The following is a 20,098-nucleotide window of genomic DNA, read 5'->3' on the forward strand; positions in this document are numbered from 1 at the left end:
CTTCGGCACTGGCCCAGCGCGGCAAAGTGCTCACGGCCAAACCGGCCGCAGTCGCTCCGAGCAATTGTCGGCGAGAGAGATAAATGGATTCAGGCGTTACGTCCGACTCATGGCAGTCGGACGCTTTGGGGACTTTGATCAACATGGCAACTCCGCAGCTCTGGAGGACAGATGCACCATAGACTGCGGAGTATGAGGGAAATTACATCACTCGGCGTGTTTGTGACGACGAAGATGCAACAGATACTGCACCGGGCCCGAAGCGGCATAGGCGAGGAACACCAGCAACAGAATGCGAGGCGGATCGCTGAACACCACGGCAAAGACCAGCACCACCGCAAGGATCGCCACGAAAGGCACGCGCCCCTTCAAATCCAGCTCCTTGAAGCTGTTGTACTTGATGTTGCTGACCATCAGCATGCCGGCAGCCGCCACCATCAGTGCAACCAGGAATGACATCTTCGAACCCTGGATCCCGTAATCACTGAACGCCCAGACAATACCCGCGACCACACCAGCAGCAGCCGGGCTGGCCAGGCCGATGAAGTAGCGCTTGTCGGCGGTACCTACCTGAGTGTTGAAGCGCGCCAGACGCAATGCCGCACCCGCCACATAAATGAAGGCAACCATCCAGCCGACCTTGCCCATGTCACCCAGCGCCCAGCCGAATGCCAGTAATGCCGGCGCGACACCAAAGGCGACCATGTCCGACAGCGAGTCGTACTCGGCGCCGAAGGCGCTTTGGGTATTGGTCATGCGCGCTACGCGACCATCAAGACCGTCGAGCACCATGGCGACAAAAATCGCGATGGCAGCAAAGGCAAAGTACTTGCTCGCATTCGCCGAGTCACCGGCGCTCAGCGCAGCCTGGGCACTCATCGAGTTGATGATGGAATAGAACCCTGCGAACAGGTTCGCAGTGGTGAACAGATTCGGCAGAAGATAGATACCACGATGCCGGACTTTACGGCCTTCTGCGTCATGCCCTTCTTCGATGTGCTCATCGATGGGCAGCAGGCTTTCGGCGTCGGAAGCCTGGTTCGGCTCTTCGGGACGTTCGCTCATGGACAGTACCTTGCAACGGATTGGACATTTTCGACAGGTGTCTGGGACGACGGTTCGGCCACAAACGATGCAGCTTTATACCAGAACCGCCCGCCCATACGAAAAAACGCGGCCTAGGCCGCGTTTTTTCATACAAGGTTCGACGACTTAGTTTTTGGCTTTGTCGACGATCTTGTTGGCACCGATCCACGGCATCATGGAGCGCAGTTGCTCGCCGATGATTTCGATACCGTGAGCGGCGTTGTTACGACGCTTGGCGGTCATCGAAGGGTAGCCGGTTGCGCCTTCGCTGATGAACATTTTGGCGTATTCGCCGTCCTGAATACGTTTCAGGGCGTTGCGCATGGCCTGACGGGATTCGGCGTTGATCACTTCCGGACCCGTCACGTACTCGCCGTATTCAGCGTTGTTGGAGATCGAGTAGTTCATGTTGGCGATACCGCCTTCGTACATGAGGTCAACGATCAGTTTCAGTTCGTGCAGGCACTCGAAGTAGGCCATTTCCGGCGCGTAGCCAGCTTCAACCAGGGTTTCGAAACCGGCTTTTACCAGCTCGACGGTACCGCCGCACAGAACGGCTTGTTCGCCGAACAGGTCGGTTTCGGTCTCGTCCTTGAAGGTGGTTTCGATGATGCCGGTACGACCGCCACCCACGCCGGCGGCGTAGGACAGTGCAACGTTCTTGGCATTGCCCGAAGCGTCCTGGTAGATCGCGATCAGGTCAGGGATACCGCCGCCCTTCACGAATTCGGAACGTACGGTGTGGCCCGGGGCTTTCGGCGCGATCATGATCACGTCGAGGTCCGCACGCGGAACAACCTGGTTGTAGTGGATCGCGAAGCCGTGGGAGAAGGCCAGAGTGGCGCCTTTCTTGATGTTCGGCTCGATTTCGTTCTTGTACAGCTGGGACTGGAACTCGTCCGGGGTCAGGATCATGACCAGGTCGGCGCCAGCAACTGCGGCAGCCACGTCGGTCACTTTCAGGCCGTGGGCTTCAGCCTTGGCAACGGTGGCCGAACCTTTACGCAGACCGACGGTAACGTCGACACCGGAATCTTTCAGGTTGCACGCTTGGGCGTGGCCCTGGGAGCCGTAACCGATGATGGCAACTTTCTTGCCCTGGATGATCGACAGGTCGCAGTCTTTATCGTAGAAAACTTTCATGAATTTCCCCTTTATATCCAGGCCGTTCAGGCCATTCGCTAATTTGGTTTAGATGCTGAGTACTTTGTCGCCGCGGGCAATACCGGTGACGCCGCTGCGGACGGTCTCCAGAATCGATGCGGTGCCGATGGACTGAATGAAGCTGTCGAGCTTGTCGCTGGTACCGGTCAGTTGAACGGTATACACGCTGGCGCTGACGTCGACGATCTGTCCACGGTAAATATCGGTGGTGCGTTTGATCTCGGCGCGCTGGGCGCCAGTGGCCTTGACCTTGACCAGCATCAGCTCGCGCTCGATGTGAGCGCTTTCCGACAGGTCCACCAGCTTGACCACTTCGATCAGCTTGTTCAGGTTTTTGGTGATCTGCTCGATGACTTCATCGTGGCCAACAGTGGTCAGCGTCAGACGCGACAGGGTCGGGTCTTCGGTTGGCGCCACGGTCAGGCTTTCGATGTTGTAGTTGCGCTGCGAGAACAGGCCGACTACGCGAGACAAAGCACCGGGTTCGTTTTCCAGAAGCAAGGAAATAATGTGCCGCATGATTAGGTACGCTCCGTCTTGCTCAGCCACATATCGCGCATGGAGCCGTCTTTGATCTGCATCGGATAGACGTGCTCGCTGGTGTCGACCGAAATATCGATCACCACCAGGCGATCTTTCATGGCGAACGCCTCTTCCATCTTCGACTTCAAATCTTTCGATTCGGTGATGCGCACGCCGACGTGGCCATAGGCTTCAGCCAGCTTGACGAAGTCAGGCAAGGATTCCATGTAGGAGTGCGAGTGACGGCTGCCGTAACTCATGTCCTGCCACTGACGAACCATGCCCAGAACACCGTTGTTCAGGATGACGATCTTGACCGGCAAACCGTATTGCAGGCAGGTCGACAATTCCTGGATGTTCATCTGGATACTGCCTTCACCGGTGACGCACGCAACATCGGTGTCAGGGAAGCTCAGAGCGATACCCATCGCGGCCGGCAGACCGAAGCCCATCGTGCCCAGGCCACCGGAGTTGATCCAGCGGTTCGGCTTGTTGAACTTGTAGTACTGCGCAGCAAACATCTGGTGCTGGCCCACGTCGGAGGTCACAAAGGCGTCGCCCTTGGTCACTTCGCACAGGGTTTCGATCACGGTCTGTGGTTTGATCTTGCTGCCGTCGCCCTTGTCGTAAGGGAACAGGCCGCGATCACCGCGCCACTCATCAACCTGCTTCCACCAGCTGGCAACGGCTTCCTTGTTCGGGGTTTCGCCGATTTCCTTGAGGATCGCGACCATTTCGGTCAGGACGCTTTCCACCGGACCCACAATTGGCACGTCGGCCTTGATGGTCTTGGAAATCGAAGCCGGGTCGATGTCGATGTGAATGATCTTGGCGTTCGGGCAGAACTTCGGCGCGCCGTTGATCACGCGATCGTCGAAACGCGCACCGACCGCCAGGATCACATCGGCATGGTGCATCGCCAGGTTCGCGGTGTAGCTGCCGTGCATGCCGAGCATGCCGATGAACTGACGATCAGTGCCAGGGTAGCCACCCAGGCCCATCAAGGTATTGGTAACCGGCAGGTTGAGCATTTGCGCCAACTCGGTCAGCGGCGCGGAGCCGTTGCCGAGGATCACGCCACCGCCGGAGTACAGCACAGGACGCTTGGCCGCCAGGAGCATTTCTGCCGCCTTGCGGATTTGCCCGGAGTGACCGCGAACGGCCGGGCTGTAGGAACGCAGTTTGGCTTTCTTCGGGAAGATGTATTCGAACTTCTCGGCCGGGTTGGTCATGTCTTTCGGGATATCGACCACGACCGGGCCCGGACGACCGGATTGCGCCAGGTAGAAGGCCTTCTTCATGACTTCCGGGATTTCGGACGCGTGCTTGATCATGAAGCTGTGCTTCACGATCGGCCGGGAGATACCGATCATGTCGGTTTCCTGGAACGCGTCGGTGCCGACCATGGTGCTTGGCACCTGACCGGAAATGATCACCATTGGAATCGAATCCATATAAGCGGTGGCGATACCGGTGATGGCGTTTGTGGCGCCTGGACCGGAAGTCACCAATACCACGCCGGCTTTACCGGTGGCACGGGCGTAGCCGTCAGCCATATGGGTAGCCGCTTGTTCGTGACGAACCAGGATGTGGGTCACTTCCGGTTCTTTGAACAGGGCATCGTAAACATGAAGGAGAGCACCACCCGGGTACCCGTAGATATATTTGACGCCTTCGTCACGCAAAAAGCGGACGAGCATCTCACCGCCAGATAAAAGCTCCACGTTGTTCACCTCTAAAACGCCAGAATACCGTCCACAAAAAAGCGAACGGGTCTTAATAGGTTTACTTCTCGGCAGAGCATGAGCGACGGTGGTCGCCGACTACGTCAGCACTGACTGAGCAAGTATTGGGATCGTCCCAAGTGTTGCGGGCCTTTCCCACCCAGCGCGAGGTAACGCGTTGCGGGTGTAACAGGTCGACGCGGATATGCGCCTCATGATCTGCCGAGAGGGTCTGCTTCTGGCAGTCCCTGTACAGCGGACTTTGGATTCTTCTGTTTCGCCCTCTGCAAGTCAAGTCGTCTATGTGCTTAATTGTGGGTAAGCACATGAGAACGCAAGAAAAAACCTGGAAACCGCTACTCTGTTAGCTTCAATTGCGCAGTTTTACCAAGGAATCAGCATGCGAACGCTTCTCTTAACTCTGCTAATCGGCGCCAGCCCATGGTGTATGGCCGGTCAGATCTACAAATGGGTCGATGCCCAGGGCGTCACCCATTTCGATCAGCAGCCACCACAAGGGCAGTCATCCACCGCCGTGAAGACGCCCTCCTCTACCGCACCAATACCTGCCGCATTACCTGGCAGCGGCGCGCTGGGCGACCAGAAAGCCATCGATGACAAGGTCAAGAAGCAAGTGGCCGAGCAACAGAATCAGCTCACGGCATTTTGCGAACAGGCGCGCACGAATCTCGCGCAACTGCAGAACAATCCGCGTTTGAGGGAGGAGGTAGAGGGAGAATTGCGGCGGCTGAGCGACGACCAGCGCCAGCAACGTACTGCGGAGGCACAAAAACAGATTGCGGAAAACTGCCAGTAACCACTGGCAGTTTCCGGTTCAGCGCGAAGCGGTGATCAGCAGGTCGAACTCTTTGAGCAATATCTGAAGCTGCCGATCCTTGCCCTGCAGATTGCGCTGGGCAAAAACCATCTCGGCCATTTCCTGAATGCCCGAGGCATTGGGCAATGGCAGATCCTGTTCGAGGATCATCTTCATCCGCGGCAGGAAGATCCATTGCAGCCACTGCTCGAAATCGAGGGTGTCGACCGAAAACGGCTCGACACTGCTCAAGGCTTCGACCGAGGGCTGGACGTCATCCCACCAGCCCTGGGCGCGCAGTTCACGCTCGATCAAGAGCAATTGATCGGCGACCTTGGAGAAACGACTGTCCATCACAGCGAAACCTTGGCCTTCTGACGGGCCAGAGTGGCGCCGGCGGAATCACCTTGCTTCTCACGTGCCTGAGCGATCAATTCCCACAGACTGGCCTGCAAGTCCGGACGACCATTGGCCATGGTCAGTGCACGGCGAGCGGTCTGCTCGGCTTGCGGCGCATCGCCCTGGGCCATGCGCACCTGCGCCAGACGGTAAAGCACTTGCGGCTCGCGCGGCGCTACACGCTGTGCACGCTCCAGGCTGGAAGATGCGCCGTTGAGGTCGCCACCGGCCTGCTGCTGTTGCGCAGTACTCAACAGTGCGAGAACCGGGCCGTCCAGTTGTTCATCGGCAGACAGACCGCCGCCACTGCTGGCCGAAGGAATGCCGCTGGGCGTCGAAGGCATGCTGTAGCTGCCGGAGCTGATCGGCGCCGACTCGACCGCCGAAGGGTTGTACGGCCCCGGCGTGATGCCGCCGGACGCCGGGCCCGGAACGATCGGCGAAGAGCTGATCGGTGCCGAAGCCGCTGCGCCGCCCGGCACCATCACTACCACACCGGTATCACCTTGCGGGATCGCCTGGGTCTGGGCCTGTGCAGGACGTTTCACCGTCGTTTGACGGAAACCGCCATTGGCCGAAATGCGCTCGCTGTTGGATACGGCAGTGCCGGAGTCCACAACCGGAATCGAACCACGCTGTACGGTGGAGCAGCCGCTGAGCAAAGCCACGGCGGTCACCGCTGGAATCAACCACTTGTTCACTTGAAACCCTCTTTGCTTAATTCATCCAGCCCTTGACCCAATCCATCACCGACTCGCCCGATGCCGGGCTTTCGCCCGCGCAGGAGGCGCCGGGTGGCGGTTCGCTGCCGCGAATATACGGCATCTGCACGGCGCCCGGACAGTTGGCATCGGAGCCCTGGCCGGTACGCGAATCGACCCAGGCCTGCACCACGTTATCCGGCTGCGGCATGTCCAGCGGCAGCGGATCGGCTTTGCGCATGAAACTGGTCCAGACCTGCAACGCACCAGTGGCCCCGGTGAACGGCGTCTTGCCGTTGTCGTCACGGCCGAGCCAGACCACCGCCAGCAGATCCTGGCTGAAGCCGGCGAACCAGCTGTCGCGCGAATCGTTACTGGTACCGGTCTTGCCCGCCAGTGTCAGGGTTCTTGGCAACACGTTATAAACCGAACTGCCGGTACCTTCACGCATAACCCGCTGCATGGCGTTCTGGATCAGATAGATAGAGGCCGGATCGAACCGTTGCTCGATCTGGAACGGATAACGTTTGAGCGGCTCGCCATCGGCAGTCAGCACGCTGCGGATCCCGCGCATAGGCGTATTGAACCCACCGTTGGCCAGGGTCTGGTACATGGTCGCGACTTCGATCGGGGTCATGCCGCCAGCGCCGAGCAACATCGACGGGAACGCCGGAAACTCACGGGTCACGCCCAGTCGCGCGAGCGTCTTGAGGACATTCGGAACACCGACCGCCAGACCGAGACGCGAGGTCGACAGGTTGTAGGAATGCGCCAGCCCCTGATATAGGAACACTGTGCCGTGGGAGCGGCGGTCATAGTTCTGTGGTTTCCAGACCTGACCGTCCGCGCCTTTGATCGAAAGCGGGTCGTCCGACAGCCAACTGGTCAGCGTGTACTGGCTCGGTTTCTCCAGCGCCGTCAGATAAACCGCCGGCTTGATCAGCGAGCCGATCGGCCGCACGGCATCCAATGCGCGGTTGAAGCCGGCAAAACTCGCCTGACGGCTGCCGATCATGGCCTGGACTTCACCGGTTTCCGGGTTGGTCACGACCATCGCCGCTTCCACGTCGTCGGAACCCTTGCGACCGGACAGGCGCTTGAAGGTGTCGTTGACCGACGCTTCGGCTTTCATCTGCAGGATCGGATCGAAACTGGTGAAGATCCGCAGGCCCTCTTCGGTCAAGTCTTCGTCGCGGTAGTCTTCACGCAACTGGCGTTTGACCAGATCGATGAAGCCCGGGAAAGAACTGTCGGCCAGCTTGCCGCGCGTGGTCACGCCCAGCGGCATTTTCTTCGCGGCGGCCACTTGTTCGGCGGAAGCAACGCCCTGCTGCTCAAGCACGTCGAGCACCAGATTACGTCGCTCCAGCGCCCGCTCCGGGTTGCGACGCGGGTTGTAATAGGACGGACCTTTGACCATGCCGACCAACAACGCTACCTGGTGCAGCTTCAGCTCAGACAAAGGCTGAGCAAAGAAGAACTGGCTGGCCAGACCGAAACCGTGCACCGCACGCTGGCCGTCCTGACCGACAAAGACTTCGTTGAGGTAAGCCTCAAGGATTTCCTTTTTGTCGTAATGCAGCTCAAGCAGCATCGCCATCATCGCTTCGGTGAGCTTGCGGGTCAGGCTGCGTTCGTTGGTGAGGTAGAAGTTCTTGACCAGTTGCTGGGTCAGCGTACTGCCGCCTTGGGTCATCTTGCCGCCCGAAGTGTTGACCCAAACGGCACGGGCAATCGATTTCGGCGACACGCCCCAGTGGCTGTAGAAATCCCGGTCTTCCACGGCGACCAGGGTTTCCAGCAGATACGGCGGCACCTGATCGAGCTTGATCAGAATCCGGTCTTCGAGGTTTTTCGGGTAGATACCGCCGATCATCAGCGGCTCCAGGCGTACCACGGAGAGCTTCGAACCGTTGGTCGCCGAGAGTTCGGCCACGTAATCGCCGGAGAAACGCACGCGCACCGGCTGCGGTTTCTCAAGGCCTTCGTAGAACTGGAAGCCACGGGTATTCAGATCAACCGTGTTGCCGTTGACCGCCGCCGCGCCGGGACCGTTGCTCACGGCTTCGCGGCGATAGCCCAGGGCATCGAGTTCGGTGAGGAAATCGTCCTTGCTCAGCTTCTGTCCGACGAACAGCTCGAGCGGACGCGCGTACACCTTGGCCGGGATGGTCCAGCGCTTGCCGGAGAACTTCTCCTGCACCACGGCATCGAGGTAAACGGCGAAGCCGGCCAGCACCACAAGGCCGACCAGACTGAGTTTAAGGGCCCAGCCCAACCATGGGCGCAGGCCCCGGGAAGCTGGTTTTTTAGGGGTACGGGGGGATCGAGTACGAGTCATGGCGGCGGATTATACGCACTTTATTCATACTCAACAGGAGCGCTCCGAGGTTTGCGTCGGGCTGGCGAGCGGCCATAATGAGCGCCTTGAATTTCCCCCAGTCTCTGAAGGATCGTCCGTGAGCCAGTCCCTGATCGCTGCCCTGCAAAACCCGGCCCTCTACCCGCACCCCGTCGAAGGGTTCCAGGTCATCGAAACCCATATCTCGTGGGTACTGCTCACCGGCCCCTACGCCTATAAAGTGAAGAAGCCGGTGAATTTCGGCTTCCTTGATTTTACCGCTCTCGATTCCCGTGAACACTTCTGCGGCGAAGAGCTGCGTCTGAACCAGCGCCTGACCGAAGATTTGTATCTGGAAGTGATTCCAGTGACCGGCAGCGCCGAAGCCCCGCAACTGGGTGGCGAAGGCCCGGCCATCGAATACCTGCTGAAAATGCGCCAGTTCCCGCAGACCGGCCTGCTCAGCACCCTGCAAGCCAACGGCGAGCTGACCGCCGCGCACGTCGACGCGATGGCCGAGCAGATCGCCCGCTTCCACCTCAACGCGCCGAAAGTCCCGGCCGAACACGACGCCGGTACGCCTGACAGCGTGATGGCGCCGGTGCGCCAGAACTTCGAACAGATCCTGCCGTTCCTCAGCGACAAGAACGACCTGCTGCAACTCGACGCCCTGCAAGCGTGGGCCGAAAGCAGCTTCGATCGCCTGAAACCACTGTTCGCCCAACGCAAGGCAGACGGTTTAACTCGCGAATGCCACGGTGACATTCACCTGGGCAACGCCACGCTGATCGACGGCAAAGTCGTGATCTTCGACTGCATCGAATTCAACGAACCGTTCCGTTTCACCGACGTCTGGGCTGACACCGGTTTCCTGGCGATGGACCTGGAAGACCGTGGCCTGAAATCCCTGGCCCGTCGTTTCATCAGCCAGTATCTGGAACTGACCGGCGACTACCAAGGCCTGGAAGTGCTGAACTTCTACAAGGCTTACCGTGCGCTGGTACGTGCAAAGGTTGCACTGTTCAGCATGCCGGCCGACGCCACTCCGGTGCAGCGCGCCACCACCCTGCGCCAGTACCGCAACTACGCCAACCTGGCGGAAAGCTACAGCACCATTCCTTCGCGCTTCATGGCGATTACCCACGGCGTGTCCGCTGTAGGCAAAAGCCATGTGGCCATGCGCCTGGTCGAAGCGCTGGGCGCGATCCGTCTGCGCTCCGATGTCGAGCGCAAACGTCTGTTCGGCGAGCAAACCGTTGCCAATGATGTTCAGGCCGGGATCTACAGCGCCGATGCCAGCACTGCGACTTATGCTCGTCTGCATGAAATCGCCGAAGTGATCCTGCACGCCGGTTTCCCGGTGGTGATCGACGCCACTTACCTCAAGCGCGAACAACGCGACAACGCCGCCAAGGTCGCCGAAGCCACTGGCGCGCCATTCCTGATCCTCGACTGCAATGCTCCGCAGGCAGTGATCGAGAGCTGGCTGGCGATTCGTCAGGCGGACAAGAAGGATCCGTCCGACGCGACCCTCGCCGTGATCGAAGCACAACAGGCCAACCGCGAAGCCCTGACGCCGGAAGAAATCCTGCGTAGCAAACGCGTGCAGACCAATGAATCCGGCACCCTGGACACCGTCGTGGCGCAGATTCGCCAGCGCCTGCCAGGTCTGTAAGAAACTATTTCGGCCGTGAAGCCCTCGCTCGCTTCACGGCCGTCAAATAGTGGCACTATACTGGCGTCATAAAACCAACAGGTGATTTGACATGAGCCAGCCGAAACTTCTCGACACCCTGCTTTATGCCTTGCTGCACAAAGACGACATCACAGGTTTCAACAATGAACGCCCGAAAGACGGCCCGATCGACATGGTCGGCGGTGACTTTCGTGGTCTCGACCTGCGCGAACTGAACGCCGATGGCGTGGATTTCCGGGACGCCTACTTCCGTTCCGCCGACCTGCGCGGCATCGACTTTCGCAACGCCTCGCTGGAAGGCGCGAGTCTGGCTCACGCGCAGATTTCCGGGGCCTACTTCCCGCCGGAGCTGAGTGCCGACGAAATCCTGATGTCGATGAATTTCGGTACACGCCTGCGTTATCGCACCCGCTGAAGCTTTTAAAAACCTGAACCGTCCAGCGCCCCCGCTTTGCGCTGGACTGCGTGCTATTGGTAATTCTCCCTCGCCCTCCCCGTCCTGATTCATCAGTGAAAACTGACGTTTCTTAGAAGCGTTTGCGTTGAATCCGACCAAACAACCACGCTTTTCCTACTGATGGCTACACTCCTGAGAAGCTCGCCCACGCACCATTCGGCCGTCGCAAGGAGGCTTGATGAATGATGAACTGCAACACCTGAAGAATCTTGGCAAGACGTCGGCGCAATGGCTGCATGCCGTGGGCATCCATAGCGCCTCCGACTTGCGTCGCCTCGGTGCGGTGGATGCCTACCGGGCCGTGCGCACTCGCGGGTTCCGGGCGTCGAAGGTGTTGTTGTACGCGATCGAAGGGGCGTTGATGGATGTGCACTGGAACGACATTCCCGCCGAACGCAAGGATGCGCTGAACAAGCAGCTGGAAGCCATTTCCTCTCGCAACAAGAACTAACGGGCACTGAACGCCATGTACCTGCTCGGGGAACAATCGGCCCAGGCCGATGCATTGATCAACCACTTGCAGAGCTTGCCTGCGCAATGGCTTGAAGGCCTGCCGCCGTGCGGGCCAGCGCTGGAACTTGAAGCCACGGATGATCTGTTGGCACGTTTGCCGGACGACCAGTTGTTCTTGCTCACTCAAGGTGTCGTCACCGGCCGGCTGGGTGGACGTGGTCTGTTCTATTGGCATGAGGGCGATTTGATCGGCCTGCAACAGGGTCCGGAATGGGCGGATTGCACGCTGTACTCGGACAGCCCGCTGACATTACTGCCCTATCGCCGAAGCGATTTGTTTCAACATGTGTACGGCGAAACGTCGCGATCGGAGCAGTTTCTGCGCTACCTGCTCGGGCAGATGGCGTTGCTGGCGCACGCAGTCGCCGAGTTCAAGCCGCGCGAGTTTCGCAGCACCAACGGTTTCAAGCGGGTTGAAGCCGGGGACGTTCTGATCCGCGAGGGCGATGTCGCCGACCATGTGTTCGTGATTATCGAAGGACACGCCGAAGCGTTTGTTAACGGGCACAAGGTAGGCGACGTGCCCAGGGATGAAATATTCGGCGCAATGGCGGTGTTTACTGGCGAGCCGCGCAACGCGACGGTCATTGCCCGGGAGGCGAGCACCGTAATGCTGATTCCCGGCGATCAGTTTCTGAGCATGACCCGCACCAATCCGAAAATCGCCCACAGCCTGATCGAAAGCATGGCGAGGCGTATCGACCAGCTCAACAAGCAGCTCACAGCCCAGATCTGACGCCCGGATTCACCGGGCGTTTACGCCATTGCCGGGACAAAACGACAGAAATGAAAAAACAGCAGTTGACTTGGTAATGAGAATCGCTATGATTATCACAACTGGTCGCGAGATCAGTCGATATTCTGAAAAGCCCTTGGTTCGGACTCTCAGATTATCTCCTCATCAGGCTAATCACGGTTATTTGACCCGGTTTTTACCGGGTCTTTTTTTGCCTGTGGAAAAGTCATTTCTTGCCGAACTGTTTACGCATCTCGGCGCAATAATCCGGTTTCGGCGTGGCGGGTGTGTACCAGACATAATCAGCCATCGCCGCCGTAATCCGACTGCCCTGCTCCGCCAGCATCAGCACCGTCGGCGCTTCGGACGCGCCCAGATCCAGCACATGCAGCGGCACACCCACATCCTTGCGCGCGTGATAAGCACCCGCCAACAATAATGCCGGCGCGGGCGCCGCCAACAAACGCGAGGCCATGCGCCGATCCCGTTGTTGTTGAACGGCCAGCATCGCCGGCATTTGTGATGACGGCAGCAAGCCGCAGTGAGAATCGCCGATCTGCTCCAACAGCGTTTCTTTCACAGATTTGGCGTTGCTGCGCTCGCCGCTCAGAACCGGAGGATCGCGATAGAACGCACGAATTTCGATGTTATCGAGATTGGCCGCCAGCACTGGCCAGGATTGTGTCAGGGCAAACCGCACAATCGGGCCGTAGAGATTCCAGTCCCAACCGTCCTGCCAGGCTAATGCAGCGGGAAGATCAACCGGTGGCGTTGCGGCATGGCGCACGTCATCGACGCGCGACTGTTGATCGGGCGTCAGCATTTCCAGCAGGAGACTGCCCTGGGGTCGCGTTTTTTCGAGGTTCTGCAACAACCACAATTGAAGGGCATGGTGATCGGCGTTGTCATGCTGTTCGCCAATGATCAGCCGTGACGGTCTGCTCAGTTGCGTCAGTAATTGCTGCGCCGTCAGACTCTCGCCGCTACGCAGATCACGGATCTCGCCCACGACCGGCGGCTCCGCAACATGCTGGCAACCCGCAAGCCACAACACCGCCAACAGCAGAATCCCGCGCATACCCTCACCTCGATGACGACATCAGCGGGCGATGATCAGCGGATGCCCGCGCTCCGGGTGCGGCTGCACCAATACTTCCAGACCGAAAACCGCCTTCAGCGATTCAGGGCGCAACACCTGTTGCGGCGTATCCAGTGCGACCGGGAGACCGCCTTCAAGCAGCAGGATGCGATCACAATAGCGCGCCGCCAGATTCAGATCATGCAGGATCACCAGAACTGCCGCGCCGCGATCGGCAAATTCGCGCACTGCCTGCAGCGTCGTATGTTGATGCAATGGATCGAGCATCGAGGTCGGCTCATCGAGCAGCAACGTCTGCCCCGCCTGTCCTGGCCAGAGCTGCGCCAGCACCCGCGCCAGATGCACGCGCTGACGCTCGCCGCCGGACAACGCCAGATAACTGCGGCCACTCAGGTGCCCGGCATCGGCCGCCCGCAATGCGGCAGCGACGATCTCGTCATCGCGCACCCGCCCGCTCTGATAAGGCAGACGCCCCATGCCGACCACTTCTTCAACACGAAAGGCGAAATCCAGGGTCGATACCTGCGGCAACACCGCCAGCCGCTGCGCGCGCTGAGTGCCACTCCAATGACTCAAGGCCTCACCGTCCAGCAGCACTTCCCCCTCGTGCGCGCTCAGCTCACCGCACAGCGCGCCGAGCAAGGTGCTTTTGCCGGCGCCATTCGGCCCCAACACGCCAAGCACTTCGCCCGGTTCGAGTTGCAGGCTGACATCGGCCAGAACGGTCTTGCGGCCACGGCGGATGTGCAGATTGTGCGCACGCAGCATCAGGCACGCCCTCGCAGCAACAGATAAAGGAAGAACGGCGCACCGATGAACGCCGTGACGATGCCGATCGGCAGTTCCGCCGGCGCCAGCGCCAGCCGCGCCACCAGATCCGCCAGCAGCAACAGACTCGCCCCGGCCAGCACCGATGCCGGCAGCAACACCCGATGATCAGGCCCCGCGAGCAAGCGCACCAGATGCGGCACCACCAGCCCGACAAAACCGATCATGCCCGCCGCTGCCACCGCCGCACCGACACCCAGCGCCGTGCAGAACACCAGCTCGCGCTTGAGCCGTTCTACATCGATCCCCAGATGCCCGGCTTCCGATTCGCCGAGCAGCAACGCATTGAGCGCCTTCGCCCGCCGTGGAAGCCAAAGTGCAACACCGGCGGTGATGATCAGCAGCGGCCACAACCGCGCATAGCTCGCGCCGTTAAGGCTGCCCAGGTTCCAGAACGTCAACGTGCGCAATGTGGCGTCGTCGGCCAGATAGGTAAACAGCCCCACCGCCGAACTGGCCAGCGCCGTCAGAGCGATACCCGCCAGCAACATGGTCGCAACATTCGTCTGCCCGTTACGGCGACCGAGTCGATAGACCAACGCCGTTACGCCGAGGCCACCGAGAAACGCGCAAACCGACAGCAGATAAGGCCCGAACCACTCCGGCAATCCGCCAAAAAACGAACCGCCGACAATCGCCACCGCCGCGCCCAACGCCGCACCGCTCGAGACGCCGACCAGCCCAGGATCGGCCAGCGGATTACGAAACAACCCCTGCATCGCCACCCCGGACAGCGCCAGCACACCGCCGACTGCCAGCCCGAGCAACGTACGCGGCAGACGAATCTGCCCGAGAATCAGTTCAGCCTGTTCCAGCCCGTCCGGCGCCAGCGGCACACCGATCAAGCGCAGCGCAGCGCGCAAGGTATCGAACAACGGCAGACTGACCGGCCCCAACGCCAGCGACAGCCAGATCGCCAGCAGGCACAGCAAGATCAGGCCGATGAACAAGCCACGGGGTTTGACCAGCGTGGTCATTGGCCGCTCTGGGCCGGGTAGAAACCGTCAGACAGGGTCTTGAGCGCAGCCGGCAAACGCGGCCCGAGCCCGCCCACCAGCAGCGTCGGATCCAGCTCCAGCACGCGTCCGGTCTTGGCCGCACGGCTGGAATTGAGGATCGGGTTTTCCTTGAACAGCGCCGTTTTCGCCGCCTCGCCGGTCAGCGCACGGTCAGCGAATACCAGCACTTCAGGATCGAGGCTGGCCAGGGATTCCACAGAAAACGGCTTGTACCCGGTGTGGGTCGCAAGGTTATGCCCGCCCGCCTGTTGCAGCAGCCAATCGGCGGCGGTGTCCTTGCCGGCGATCAGCGGTTTGCCGCCAGCATGCCCGAGCAGCAACAACACGCCCGGCGCTTTCTGCCGGGTCTGAGCTTCAGCTACACGCGCCTTCTGAGCATCGAGTTGCTGTTGATAACTTTGCAGCAGCTGAGTCGCCTGACTTTCGGCGCCCAGCAACTGCCCCAGATGAGTAACGTTTTTTTCCAGCGTCGGCAGATCCGGCTGAGCCGAGAACAATTCCACCTGCACCTTGGCACTGCGAACCTGCGAGATCACCAGGGGCGGGCCCATTTCTTCGGTGCCGATCAGGATGTCCGGGCGCAGGCTGAGAATGCCTTCGGCCGACAGGCTGCGCTGATAGCCGATGCTCGGTAGCGACTTGAGAGACTCGGGATGCTGGCTGGTGGTGTCGACGCCTACCAGTTTGGCCTCGCCACCCAGCGCACTCACCCACTCCGACAACGCACCGCCGGCGCTGACCCAACGTTGCGGCAACTCGGTCGCTGCAGCCTGGTGGCTGACCAACAGTCCGACACACAGCACGGCAACGCGGGTACTCAGGCGCATAGACAGCTTCCTTGAAAGGTTTTCCCGGGCATCGGAACGGCAGGCCAAGTATCCTCGGCTGCGGTCACCTCGCCACGGGTGAAGGCGGCCATTTGATAATTGTTTGCATTTGAACGTCAAGCTCGGACATATCCAGACACGAGCCGACATTTGAGGATAGCCATGAAGTTTCTTTGCGCGGGCGCCGATCTGGTTGAGGACGGCAGTCGCGGTTTCGATATCGACGGGAAAAAACTGTTTGCCGTGCGCCGCGCGGGGCGGGCTTACGTCTATCTCAATCGCTGCCCGCATCGGGGCGTTGGTCTGGAATGGCACCCCGACCAGTTTCTCGACCCGAGCAACAGCCTGATCCAGTGCGCAACCCACGGCGCACTGTTTCTGATCGAGGACGGTGAATGCGTCGCCGGCCCGTGCGCCGGGCAATCGCTGACGGCCATCCCTTGCCGTGAAGACGCGCAAGGGCTATGGATCGATGTTTAACCGTTGAGCAGCACGTCCAGGCGCCGGTGGATCACCATCTCTTCATGGCTCAAACGCACGCCGTACGCCAGGACTTCGACCCCGCACGCCACCGCCTCACGCAGCGCAGCGGCGTAGGCCGAGTCGATTTCCTCGGCAGGACGCACCGCTTCGATGCCGGTGAGATTGACGCAGTACAACTGCACCGCGCGAATCCCGTCCCTGGCCAGATGCGCCAGCTCACGCAAATGCTTGGCGCCGCGTTCTGTCACCGCATCGGGAAACGCTGCCACTGCCGTGCCGTCGAAACCCAGCGTGACACTTTTCACTTCCACGTAGGCCGGGCCCGTCGGATAGTCGAGGCGAAAATCGATCCGGCTCTTTTCCTGCCCGTACGCCACTTCGCGCTTGAGCCCGGTAAAGCCGTTCAGTTCACTGATTACGCCCGCCTGCAAGGCCTCTTCGACCAGTGCGTTGGCGCGCCCGGTGTTCACGCAAAACAGCCGGCCCTGCGGTGTTTCGCCGACTTCCCAGGTACCGGGCAGCTTGCGCTTCGGGTCATTGGAGCGGCTGAACCAGACCTGCCCGCCCTCAACCTGGCAATTGAGCATCGAGCCGGTGTTCGGGCAATGAATGGTCAGCAACTCGCCGCCAACGGTTTCGATATCGGCGAGAAAACGCTTGTAACGGCGGATCAACCGGCCTTCTTCAAGAGGAGGATGAAAGCGCATCAGCCTTGCCAGCTCTTCAAGCCACGAGCTATGCGTTCCACCGCTTCGTGTAGCCGAGGGAGGTTTTGCGTGTAGGCAAAACGCACATGATGACCGGCCTGATAGCGACCGAAATCCAGCCCTGGAGTAAACGCTACATGTTCGGTTTCGAGGAAATGACGGCAGAACGCGAAGGCATCGCCGCCGAACTGGCTGATATCGGCATACAAATAGAACGCGCCTTCCGGCTCCACGGCAATGTTGAAACCCAGTTCACGCAATGCCGGCAGCAGGAAGTCGCGACGACGGCCGAACTCGGCGCGGCGCTCTTCGAGAATCGCGATGGTGTCCGGCTCGAAACAGGCCAGCGCTGCGTGTTGGGCCATGCTTGGCGCGCTGATGTAGAGGTTCTGCGCGAGCTTTTCCAGCTCACTGACCGCCGCATCCGGCGCCACCAGCCAGCCGAGGCGCCATCCGGTCATGCCGAAATATTTGGAGAAACTGTTGAGGACAAATGCACTGTCATCGACTTCCAGCACACTGGCTGCGTCGGTGCCGTAAGTCAGGCCGTGATAGATCTCGTCCACCACCAGATGCCCGTGACGCGCCTTGATGGCTGTGGATAAACCGGCCAGCTCATCGCGTGTCAGAATCGTACCGGTCGGGTTGGCTGGCGAAGCGACCAGCGCGCCGACGCTGTCGTGATCCCAGTGGCGCGCCACCAGGTCCGGCGTCAGTTGATAGCGAACGTCCGGGCCGACCGGCACAAGCTGCGCCGCGCCCTCGACCAATCGTAGAAAGTGCCGGTTGCAAGGATAACCGGGGTCGGCCAGCAGCCAGTGTTTGCCCGGATCCACCAGCAGCGCACTGGCCAGCAGCAACGCGCCGGAACCGCCGGGCGTGATGAGAATCCGTCGAGGATCGATGTTCAGGCCGTAGCGCGTTTGATAGAAACCGGAAATCGCCTCGCGCAGCTCGGGAATGCCACGGGCCGCGGTGTAGCGGGTTTTCCCGTCCGTCAGGGCTTGCTGGCCGGCGCGGATGATCGGTTCGGCGGTGGTGAAGTCCGGTTCGCCGATTTCCAGGTGGATCACGTCGTGGCCGGCGGCCTGCAATTCATTGGCCCGCGCCAGCAACGCCATCACATGGAACGGTTCGATCGCACGACTGCGCGCACTGTAGGGCTGAGCCATTGGCCTTCCTTCAACGAGGGAAAAGAAACGATTCTACCCATCTGCCGGAACGAGCGAGAACCCGCAGCGGTCACAGCCACAAGAACACTGGACTGTAACGACCCGAGCGTACGCTCCAGGATTGACTAAAATCAGTGATTGAGCAGGTCTGCAACATCACCGGACATGGCTTGGCAAACATTTGCAAGCCCCACCGGCCGCGCGCTCGACATCCGGGAGTAGCGCGGGCCGAATTGATCTGGTAAGTTCGCCCGCTTGCAGCCGCAGGGCCGGCAGGTGTCGGTGATGGAGCAATCCTGCGCAATGGATTACAAGAGTAGAGGCGGTCCATTTCATGCCCACCCAAGCAAAGCAACAGGCAAGTCAGACACTCAGCGGTTTCGAACCCTACGTCCCGAAAGCGGGCGAAGAGTACATGGGCGCTCCAATGCGCGCGCACTTCACCAAGATCCTGACCAAGTGGAAACTGGACTTGATGCAGGAAGTCGACCGCACTGTTGATCACATGAAAGACGAAGCGGCCAACTTTCCTGATCCGGCCGACCGTGCCAGTCAGGAAGAAGAGTTCGCCCTCGAGCTGCGCGCCCGCGACCGCGAGCGCAAACTGATCAAGAAGATCGACAAGACCCTGCAACTGATCGAAGACGAAGAGTACGGCTGGTGCGACTCTTGCGGCATCGAGATCGGCGTCAAGCGCCTCGAGGCCCGTCCGACTGCCGACATGTGCGTGGACTGCAAGAACCTGGCGGAAATCAAGGAAAAGCAGGTCGGCAAATAATCCCGGCCTGAACGAAAAACGGAGCGTGCGAACGCTCCGTTTTTGTTTCTGCTGTTCTTTGACTCTCAAGTAACATCGCCCTCATGACTGCCAACACCTCCCCCGCCTACATTGGCCGCTTTGCCCCGACCCCCAGTGGACACCTGCACTTTGGCTCGCTGGTAGCGGCGCTCGCTTCTTATCTGGATGCCCGCTCGGTGAATGGCCGCTGGCTGGTGCGCATGGAAGATCTCGATCCGCCTCGCGAAGAGCCGGGCGCGCAAGCGGCGATTCTCAAGGCACTGGAAAGCTATGGCTTCGAATGGGACGGCGAAATGGTCCGCCAGAGCGACCGGCACGAAGCCTATGCTCAAGTCCTCGACAGCCTGTTCAATCACGGCCTGGCCTACGCCTGCACCTGCTCGCGCAAACAACTGGAGCCGTACCACGGCATTTATCCGGGACTGTGCCGCAATGCCGGCCATGGTCAGGAAGACGCCGCGATCCGCCTGCGCGTGCCAGAGCTGGAATACCACTTCATCGACCGGGTGCAGGGCGAATACCGCCAGCACCTGGGCCGTGACGTGGGAGATTTCGTGATCCGCCGCCGCGACGGCCTCTACGCCTACCAACTGGCGGTGGTACTGGACGACGCGTGGCAGGGCATCACCGACATCGTGCGCGGTGCCGATCTGCTCGACTCCACGCCACGCCAGCTCTATCTGCAGGAATTGCTGGGCCTGCGCCAGCCGCGCTATCTGCATCTGCCACTGATTACCCAGCCGGACGGCAACAAGCTCGGCAAGTCCTATCGCTCGCCACCGCTGGAAGCCGATCAGGCCACACCATTGTTGCTGCGGGCCTTGCGCGCACTGGGGCAAAACCCGGGGCTCGAACTGGCCCACGCCTCGCCGCAGGAACTGTTGAACTGGGGCAGCGCCCACTGGGATGCCTTGAAAATCCCGCGCACACTGACCCTGCCCGAAGCGCAACTGCTGTGACGACACTTGCAGTGGCGCGCCCATCCGTTACCATCGCCGCACGTTTTCG

Annotated in this window: 22 protein-coding genes (1 of these 22 cut by a window edge); 8 read left to right on the forward strand and 14 right to left on the reverse strand. The window is 60.3% G+C overall.

The window, feature by feature from the left end:
• The 5 genes from msrP to ABTV87_RS24730 form a co-directional block, all read right to left on the reverse strand.
• Positions 1 to 145 carry the beginning of a protein-methionine-sulfoxide reductase catalytic subunit MsrP gene (gene msrP, locus ABTV87_RS24710; RefSeq protein WP_085608663.1) on the reverse strand. It extends 869 nt beyond the left edge of the window, so only the first 145 of its 1,014 coding nucleotides appear in the window; its start codon is at positions 143 to 145; its stop codon lies off the left edge, out of view.
• Positions 146 to 207: 62 nt separating this feature from the next.
• Complete coding sequence (pssA, locus tag ABTV87_RS24715) at positions 208 to 1,065, reverse strand: CDP-diacylglycerol--serine O-phosphatidyltransferase (RefSeq protein WP_007959662.1); 858 nt, start codon at positions 1,063 to 1,065, stop codon at positions 208 to 210.
• 147 nt (positions 1,066 to 1,212) lie between these two features.
• Positions 1,213 to 2,229, reverse strand: a complete 1,017-nt coding sequence (gene ilvC / locus ABTV87_RS24720; RefSeq protein ID WP_007959661.1) for a ketol-acid reductoisomerase — start codon at positions 2,227 to 2,229, stop codon at positions 1,213 to 1,215.
• 48 nt (positions 2,230 to 2,277) lie between these two features.
• Entirely contained in the window at positions 2,278 to 2,769 is a 492-nt protein-coding gene (gene ilvN / locus ABTV87_RS24725) for an acetolactate synthase small subunit (RefSeq protein ID WP_003176102.1), read from the reverse strand.
• A gap of 2 nt (positions 2,770 to 2,771) precedes the next feature.
• Positions 2,772 to 4,496, reverse strand: coding sequence for an acetolactate synthase 3 large subunit (locus ABTV87_RS24730; protein WP_085608788.1), 1,725 nt, complete (start codon positions 4,494 to 4,496; stop codon positions 2,772 to 2,774).
• Between the two features lie 400 nt (positions 4,497 to 4,896).
• Between ABTV87_RS24730 and ABTV87_RS24735 the strand changes: the two genes are divergently transcribed.
• Positions 4,897 to 5,313: a DUF4124 domain-containing protein gene (locus ABTV87_RS24735; protein ID WP_007959651.1), complete on the forward strand. Its 417-nt coding sequence runs from the start codon at positions 4,897 to 4,899 to the stop codon at positions 5,311 to 5,313.
• Positions 5,314 to 5,331: 18 nt separating this feature from the next.
• Here ABTV87_RS24735 and ABTV87_RS24740 read toward each other — a convergent pair whose 3' ends face one another.
• The 3 genes from ABTV87_RS24740 to mrcB are packed head-to-tail and all read right to left on the reverse strand — an operon-like array spanning position 5,332 to position 8,754.
• Positions 5,332 to 5,667, reverse strand: coding sequence for a YqcC family protein (locus tag ABTV87_RS24740; protein WP_433898509.1), 336 nt, complete (start codon positions 5,665 to 5,667; stop codon positions 5,332 to 5,334).
• On the reverse strand, positions 5,667 to 6,413 hold the full coding sequence (locus ABTV87_RS24745; protein WP_007959642.1) for a hypothetical protein: 747 nt from the start codon (positions 6,411 to 6,413) through the stop codon (positions 5,667 to 5,669). The genes ABTV87_RS24740 and ABTV87_RS24745 overlap by 1 nt, the downstream gene beginning before the upstream one ends.
• A 16-nt stretch (positions 6,414 to 6,429) precedes the next feature.
• Positions 6,430 to 8,754 (reverse strand): penicillin-binding protein 1B, encoded by a 2,325-nt coding sequence (mrcB, locus tag ABTV87_RS24750; protein ID WP_007959641.1) that lies wholly within the window; start codon positions 8,752 to 8,754, stop codon positions 6,430 to 6,432.
• Positions 8,755 to 8,872: 118 nt separating this feature from the next.
• On the opposite strand from mrcB, the gene ABTV87_RS24755 reads away from it, so the two are divergent.
• From ABTV87_RS24755 to ABTV87_RS24770, 4 genes are all read left to right on the forward strand, one after another.
• Positions 8,873 to 10,429 carry an AAA family ATPase gene (locus ABTV87_RS24755; protein ID WP_221535425.1) on the forward strand — a complete coding sequence of 519 codons (1,557 nt, stop codon included), beginning with the start codon at positions 8,873 to 8,875 and terminating at the stop codon, positions 10,427 to 10,429.
• 91 nt (positions 10,430 to 10,520) lie between these two features.
• Positions 10,521 to 10,865, forward strand: a complete 345-nt coding sequence (locus ABTV87_RS24760; protein ID WP_433898510.1) for a pentapeptide repeat-containing protein — start codon at positions 10,521 to 10,523, stop codon at positions 10,863 to 10,865.
• 220 nt (positions 10,866 to 11,085) lie between these two features.
• Positions 11,086 to 11,358, forward strand: a complete 273-nt coding sequence (locus tag ABTV87_RS24765) for a TfoX/Sxy family protein (protein WP_433898511.1) — start codon at positions 11,086 to 11,088, stop codon at positions 11,356 to 11,358.
• A 15-nt stretch (positions 11,359 to 11,373) separates the two neighbouring features.
• On the forward strand, positions 11,374 to 12,156 hold the full coding sequence (locus ABTV87_RS24770; RefSeq protein WP_433898512.1) for a Crp/Fnr family transcriptional regulator: 783 nt from the start codon (positions 11,374 to 11,376) through the stop codon (positions 12,154 to 12,156).
• Between the two features lie 226 nt (positions 12,157 to 12,382).
• On the opposite strand, the gene ABTV87_RS24775 is transcribed toward ABTV87_RS24770, so the two are convergent.
• The 4 genes from ABTV87_RS24775 to ABTV87_RS24790 are packed head-to-tail and all read right to left on the reverse strand — an operon-like array spanning position 12,383 to position 15,929.
• Entirely contained in the window at positions 12,383 to 13,234 is an 852-nt protein-coding gene (locus tag ABTV87_RS24775) for a ChaN family lipoprotein (protein WP_433898513.1), read from the reverse strand.
• A 21-nt stretch (positions 13,235 to 13,255) separates the two neighbouring features.
• Complete coding sequence (locus tag ABTV87_RS24780; RefSeq protein WP_085608668.1) at positions 13,256 to 14,023, reverse strand: heme ABC transporter ATP-binding protein; 768 nt, start codon at positions 14,021 to 14,023, stop codon at positions 13,256 to 13,258.
• Complete coding sequence (locus ABTV87_RS24785) at positions 14,023 to 15,006, reverse strand: FecCD family ABC transporter permease (RefSeq protein WP_176247740.1); 984 nt, start codon at positions 15,004 to 15,006, stop codon at positions 14,023 to 14,025. Before ABTV87_RS24785 ends, ABTV87_RS24780 begins: the two co-directional genes overlap by 1 nt.
• Before the next feature lie 50 nt (positions 15,007 to 15,056).
• A complete protein-coding gene (locus ABTV87_RS24790) occupies positions 15,057 to 15,929 on the reverse strand; it encodes a heme/hemin ABC transporter substrate-binding protein (protein WP_433898514.1) in 873 nt (290 codons plus the stop codon).
• A gap of 162 nt (positions 15,930 to 16,091) precedes the next feature.
• On the opposite strand from ABTV87_RS24790, the gene ABTV87_RS24795 reads away from it, so the two are divergent.
• Positions 16,092 to 16,409: a Rieske (2Fe-2S) protein gene (locus ABTV87_RS24795; protein ID WP_085608670.1), complete on the forward strand. Its 318-nt coding sequence runs from the start codon at positions 16,092 to 16,094 to the stop codon at positions 16,407 to 16,409.
• On the opposite strand, the gene sfsA is transcribed toward ABTV87_RS24795, so the two are convergent.
• Positions 16,406 to 17,119 (reverse strand): DNA/RNA nuclease SfsA, encoded by a 714-nt coding sequence (sfsA, locus tag ABTV87_RS24800; protein WP_433898515.1) that lies wholly within the window; start codon positions 17,117 to 17,119, stop codon positions 16,406 to 16,408. The two genes, ABTV87_RS24795 and sfsA, sit on opposite strands and share 4 nt — an antisense overlap.
• Positions 17,119 to 18,291, reverse strand: a complete 1,173-nt coding sequence (locus tag ABTV87_RS24805; RefSeq protein WP_433898516.1) for a pyridoxal phosphate-dependent aminotransferase — start codon at positions 18,289 to 18,291, stop codon at positions 17,119 to 17,121. Before ABTV87_RS24805 ends, sfsA begins: the two co-directional genes overlap by 1 nt.
• A gap of 334 nt (positions 18,292 to 18,625) precedes the next feature.
• Between ABTV87_RS24805 and dksA the strand changes: the two genes are divergently transcribed.
• The gene (gene dksA / locus ABTV87_RS24810; protein WP_007959616.1) at positions 18,626 to 19,069 is read left to right on the forward strand and encodes an RNA polymerase-binding protein DksA; all 444 of its coding nucleotides are present in this window, start codon (positions 18,626 to 18,628) and stop codon (positions 19,067 to 19,069) included.
• A gap of 83 nt (positions 19,070 to 19,152) precedes the next feature.
• Positions 19,153 to 20,049, forward strand: coding sequence for a tRNA glutamyl-Q(34) synthetase GluQRS (gluQRS, locus tag ABTV87_RS24815; protein ID WP_085608673.1), 897 nt, complete (start codon positions 19,153 to 19,155; stop codon positions 20,047 to 20,049).
• Positions 20,050 to 20,098: the final 49 nt, after the last annotated feature.

This window comes from Pseudomonas sp. PSE1(2024) (genome assembly GCF_050990555.1).
Taxonomy (GTDB): Bacteria; Pseudomonadota; Gammaproteobacteria; order Pseudomonadales; family Pseudomonadaceae; genus Aquipseudomonas; species Aquipseudomonas aphyarum.

Excerpts from the sequence above, each read along its gene's own strand:
- pssA (WP_007959662.1), bottom strand. The coding sequence starts at position 1,065 with ATGAGCGAACGTCCCGAAGAGCCGAACCAGGCTTCCGACGCCGAAAGC.
- ilvN (WP_003176102.1), bottom strand. The coding sequence starts at position 2,769 with ATGCGGCACATTATTTCCTTGCTTCTGGAAAACGAACCCGGTGCTTTG.
- ABTV87_RS24805 (WP_433898516.1), bottom strand. The coding sequence starts at position 18,291 with ATGGCTCAGCCCTACAGTGCGCGCAGTCGTGCGATCGAACCGTTCCAT.
- ilvC (WP_007959661.1), bottom strand. The coding sequence starts at position 2,229 with ATGAAAGTTTTCTACGATAAAGACTGCGACCTGTCGATCATCCAGGGC.
- ABTV87_RS24795 (WP_085608670.1), top strand. The coding sequence starts at position 16,092 with ATGAAGTTTCTTTGCGCGGGCGCCGATCTGGTTGAGGACGGCAGTCGC.
- ABTV87_RS24770 (WP_433898512.1), top strand. The coding sequence starts at position 11,374 with ATGTACCTGCTCGGGGAACAATCGGCCCAGGCCGATGCATTGATCAAC.
- dksA (WP_007959616.1), top strand. The coding sequence starts at position 18,626 with ATGCCCACCCAAGCAAAGCAACAGGCAAGTCAGACACTCAGCGGTTTC.
- ABTV87_RS24780 (WP_085608668.1), bottom strand. The coding sequence starts at position 14,023 with ATGCTGCGTGCGCACAATCTGCACATCCGCCGTGGCCGCAAGACCGTT.
- ABTV87_RS24760 (WP_433898510.1), top strand. The coding sequence starts at position 10,521 with ATGAGCCAGCCGAAACTTCTCGACACCCTGCTTTATGCCTTGCTGCAC.
- ABTV87_RS24790 (WP_433898514.1), bottom strand. The coding sequence starts at position 15,929 with ATGCGCCTGAGTACCCGCGTTGCCGTGCTGTGTGTCGGACTGTTGGTC.
- ABTV87_RS24765 (WP_433898511.1), top strand. The coding sequence starts at position 11,086 with ATGAATGATGAACTGCAACACCTGAAGAATCTTGGCAAGACGTCGGCG.
- ABTV87_RS24735 (WP_007959651.1), top strand. The coding sequence starts at position 4,897 with ATGCGAACGCTTCTCTTAACTCTGCTAATCGGCGCCAGCCCATGGTGT.
- mrcB (WP_007959641.1), bottom strand. The coding sequence starts at position 8,754 with ATGACTCGTACTCGATCCCCCCGTACCCCTAAAAAACCAGCTTCCCGG.
- ABTV87_RS24775 (WP_433898513.1), bottom strand. The coding sequence starts at position 13,234 with ATGCGCGGGATTCTGCTGTTGGCGGTGTTGTGGCTTGCGGGTTGCCAG.
- gluQRS (WP_085608673.1), top strand. The coding sequence starts at position 19,153 with ATGACTGCCAACACCTCCCCCGCCTACATTGGCCGCTTTGCCCCGACC.
- ABTV87_RS24740 (WP_433898509.1), bottom strand. The coding sequence starts at position 5,667 with ATGGACAGTCGTTTCTCCAAGGTCGCCGATCAATTGCTCTTGATCGAG.
- sfsA (WP_433898515.1), bottom strand. The coding sequence starts at position 17,119 with ATGCGCTTTCATCCTCCTCTTGAAGAAGGCCGGTTGATCCGCCGTTAC.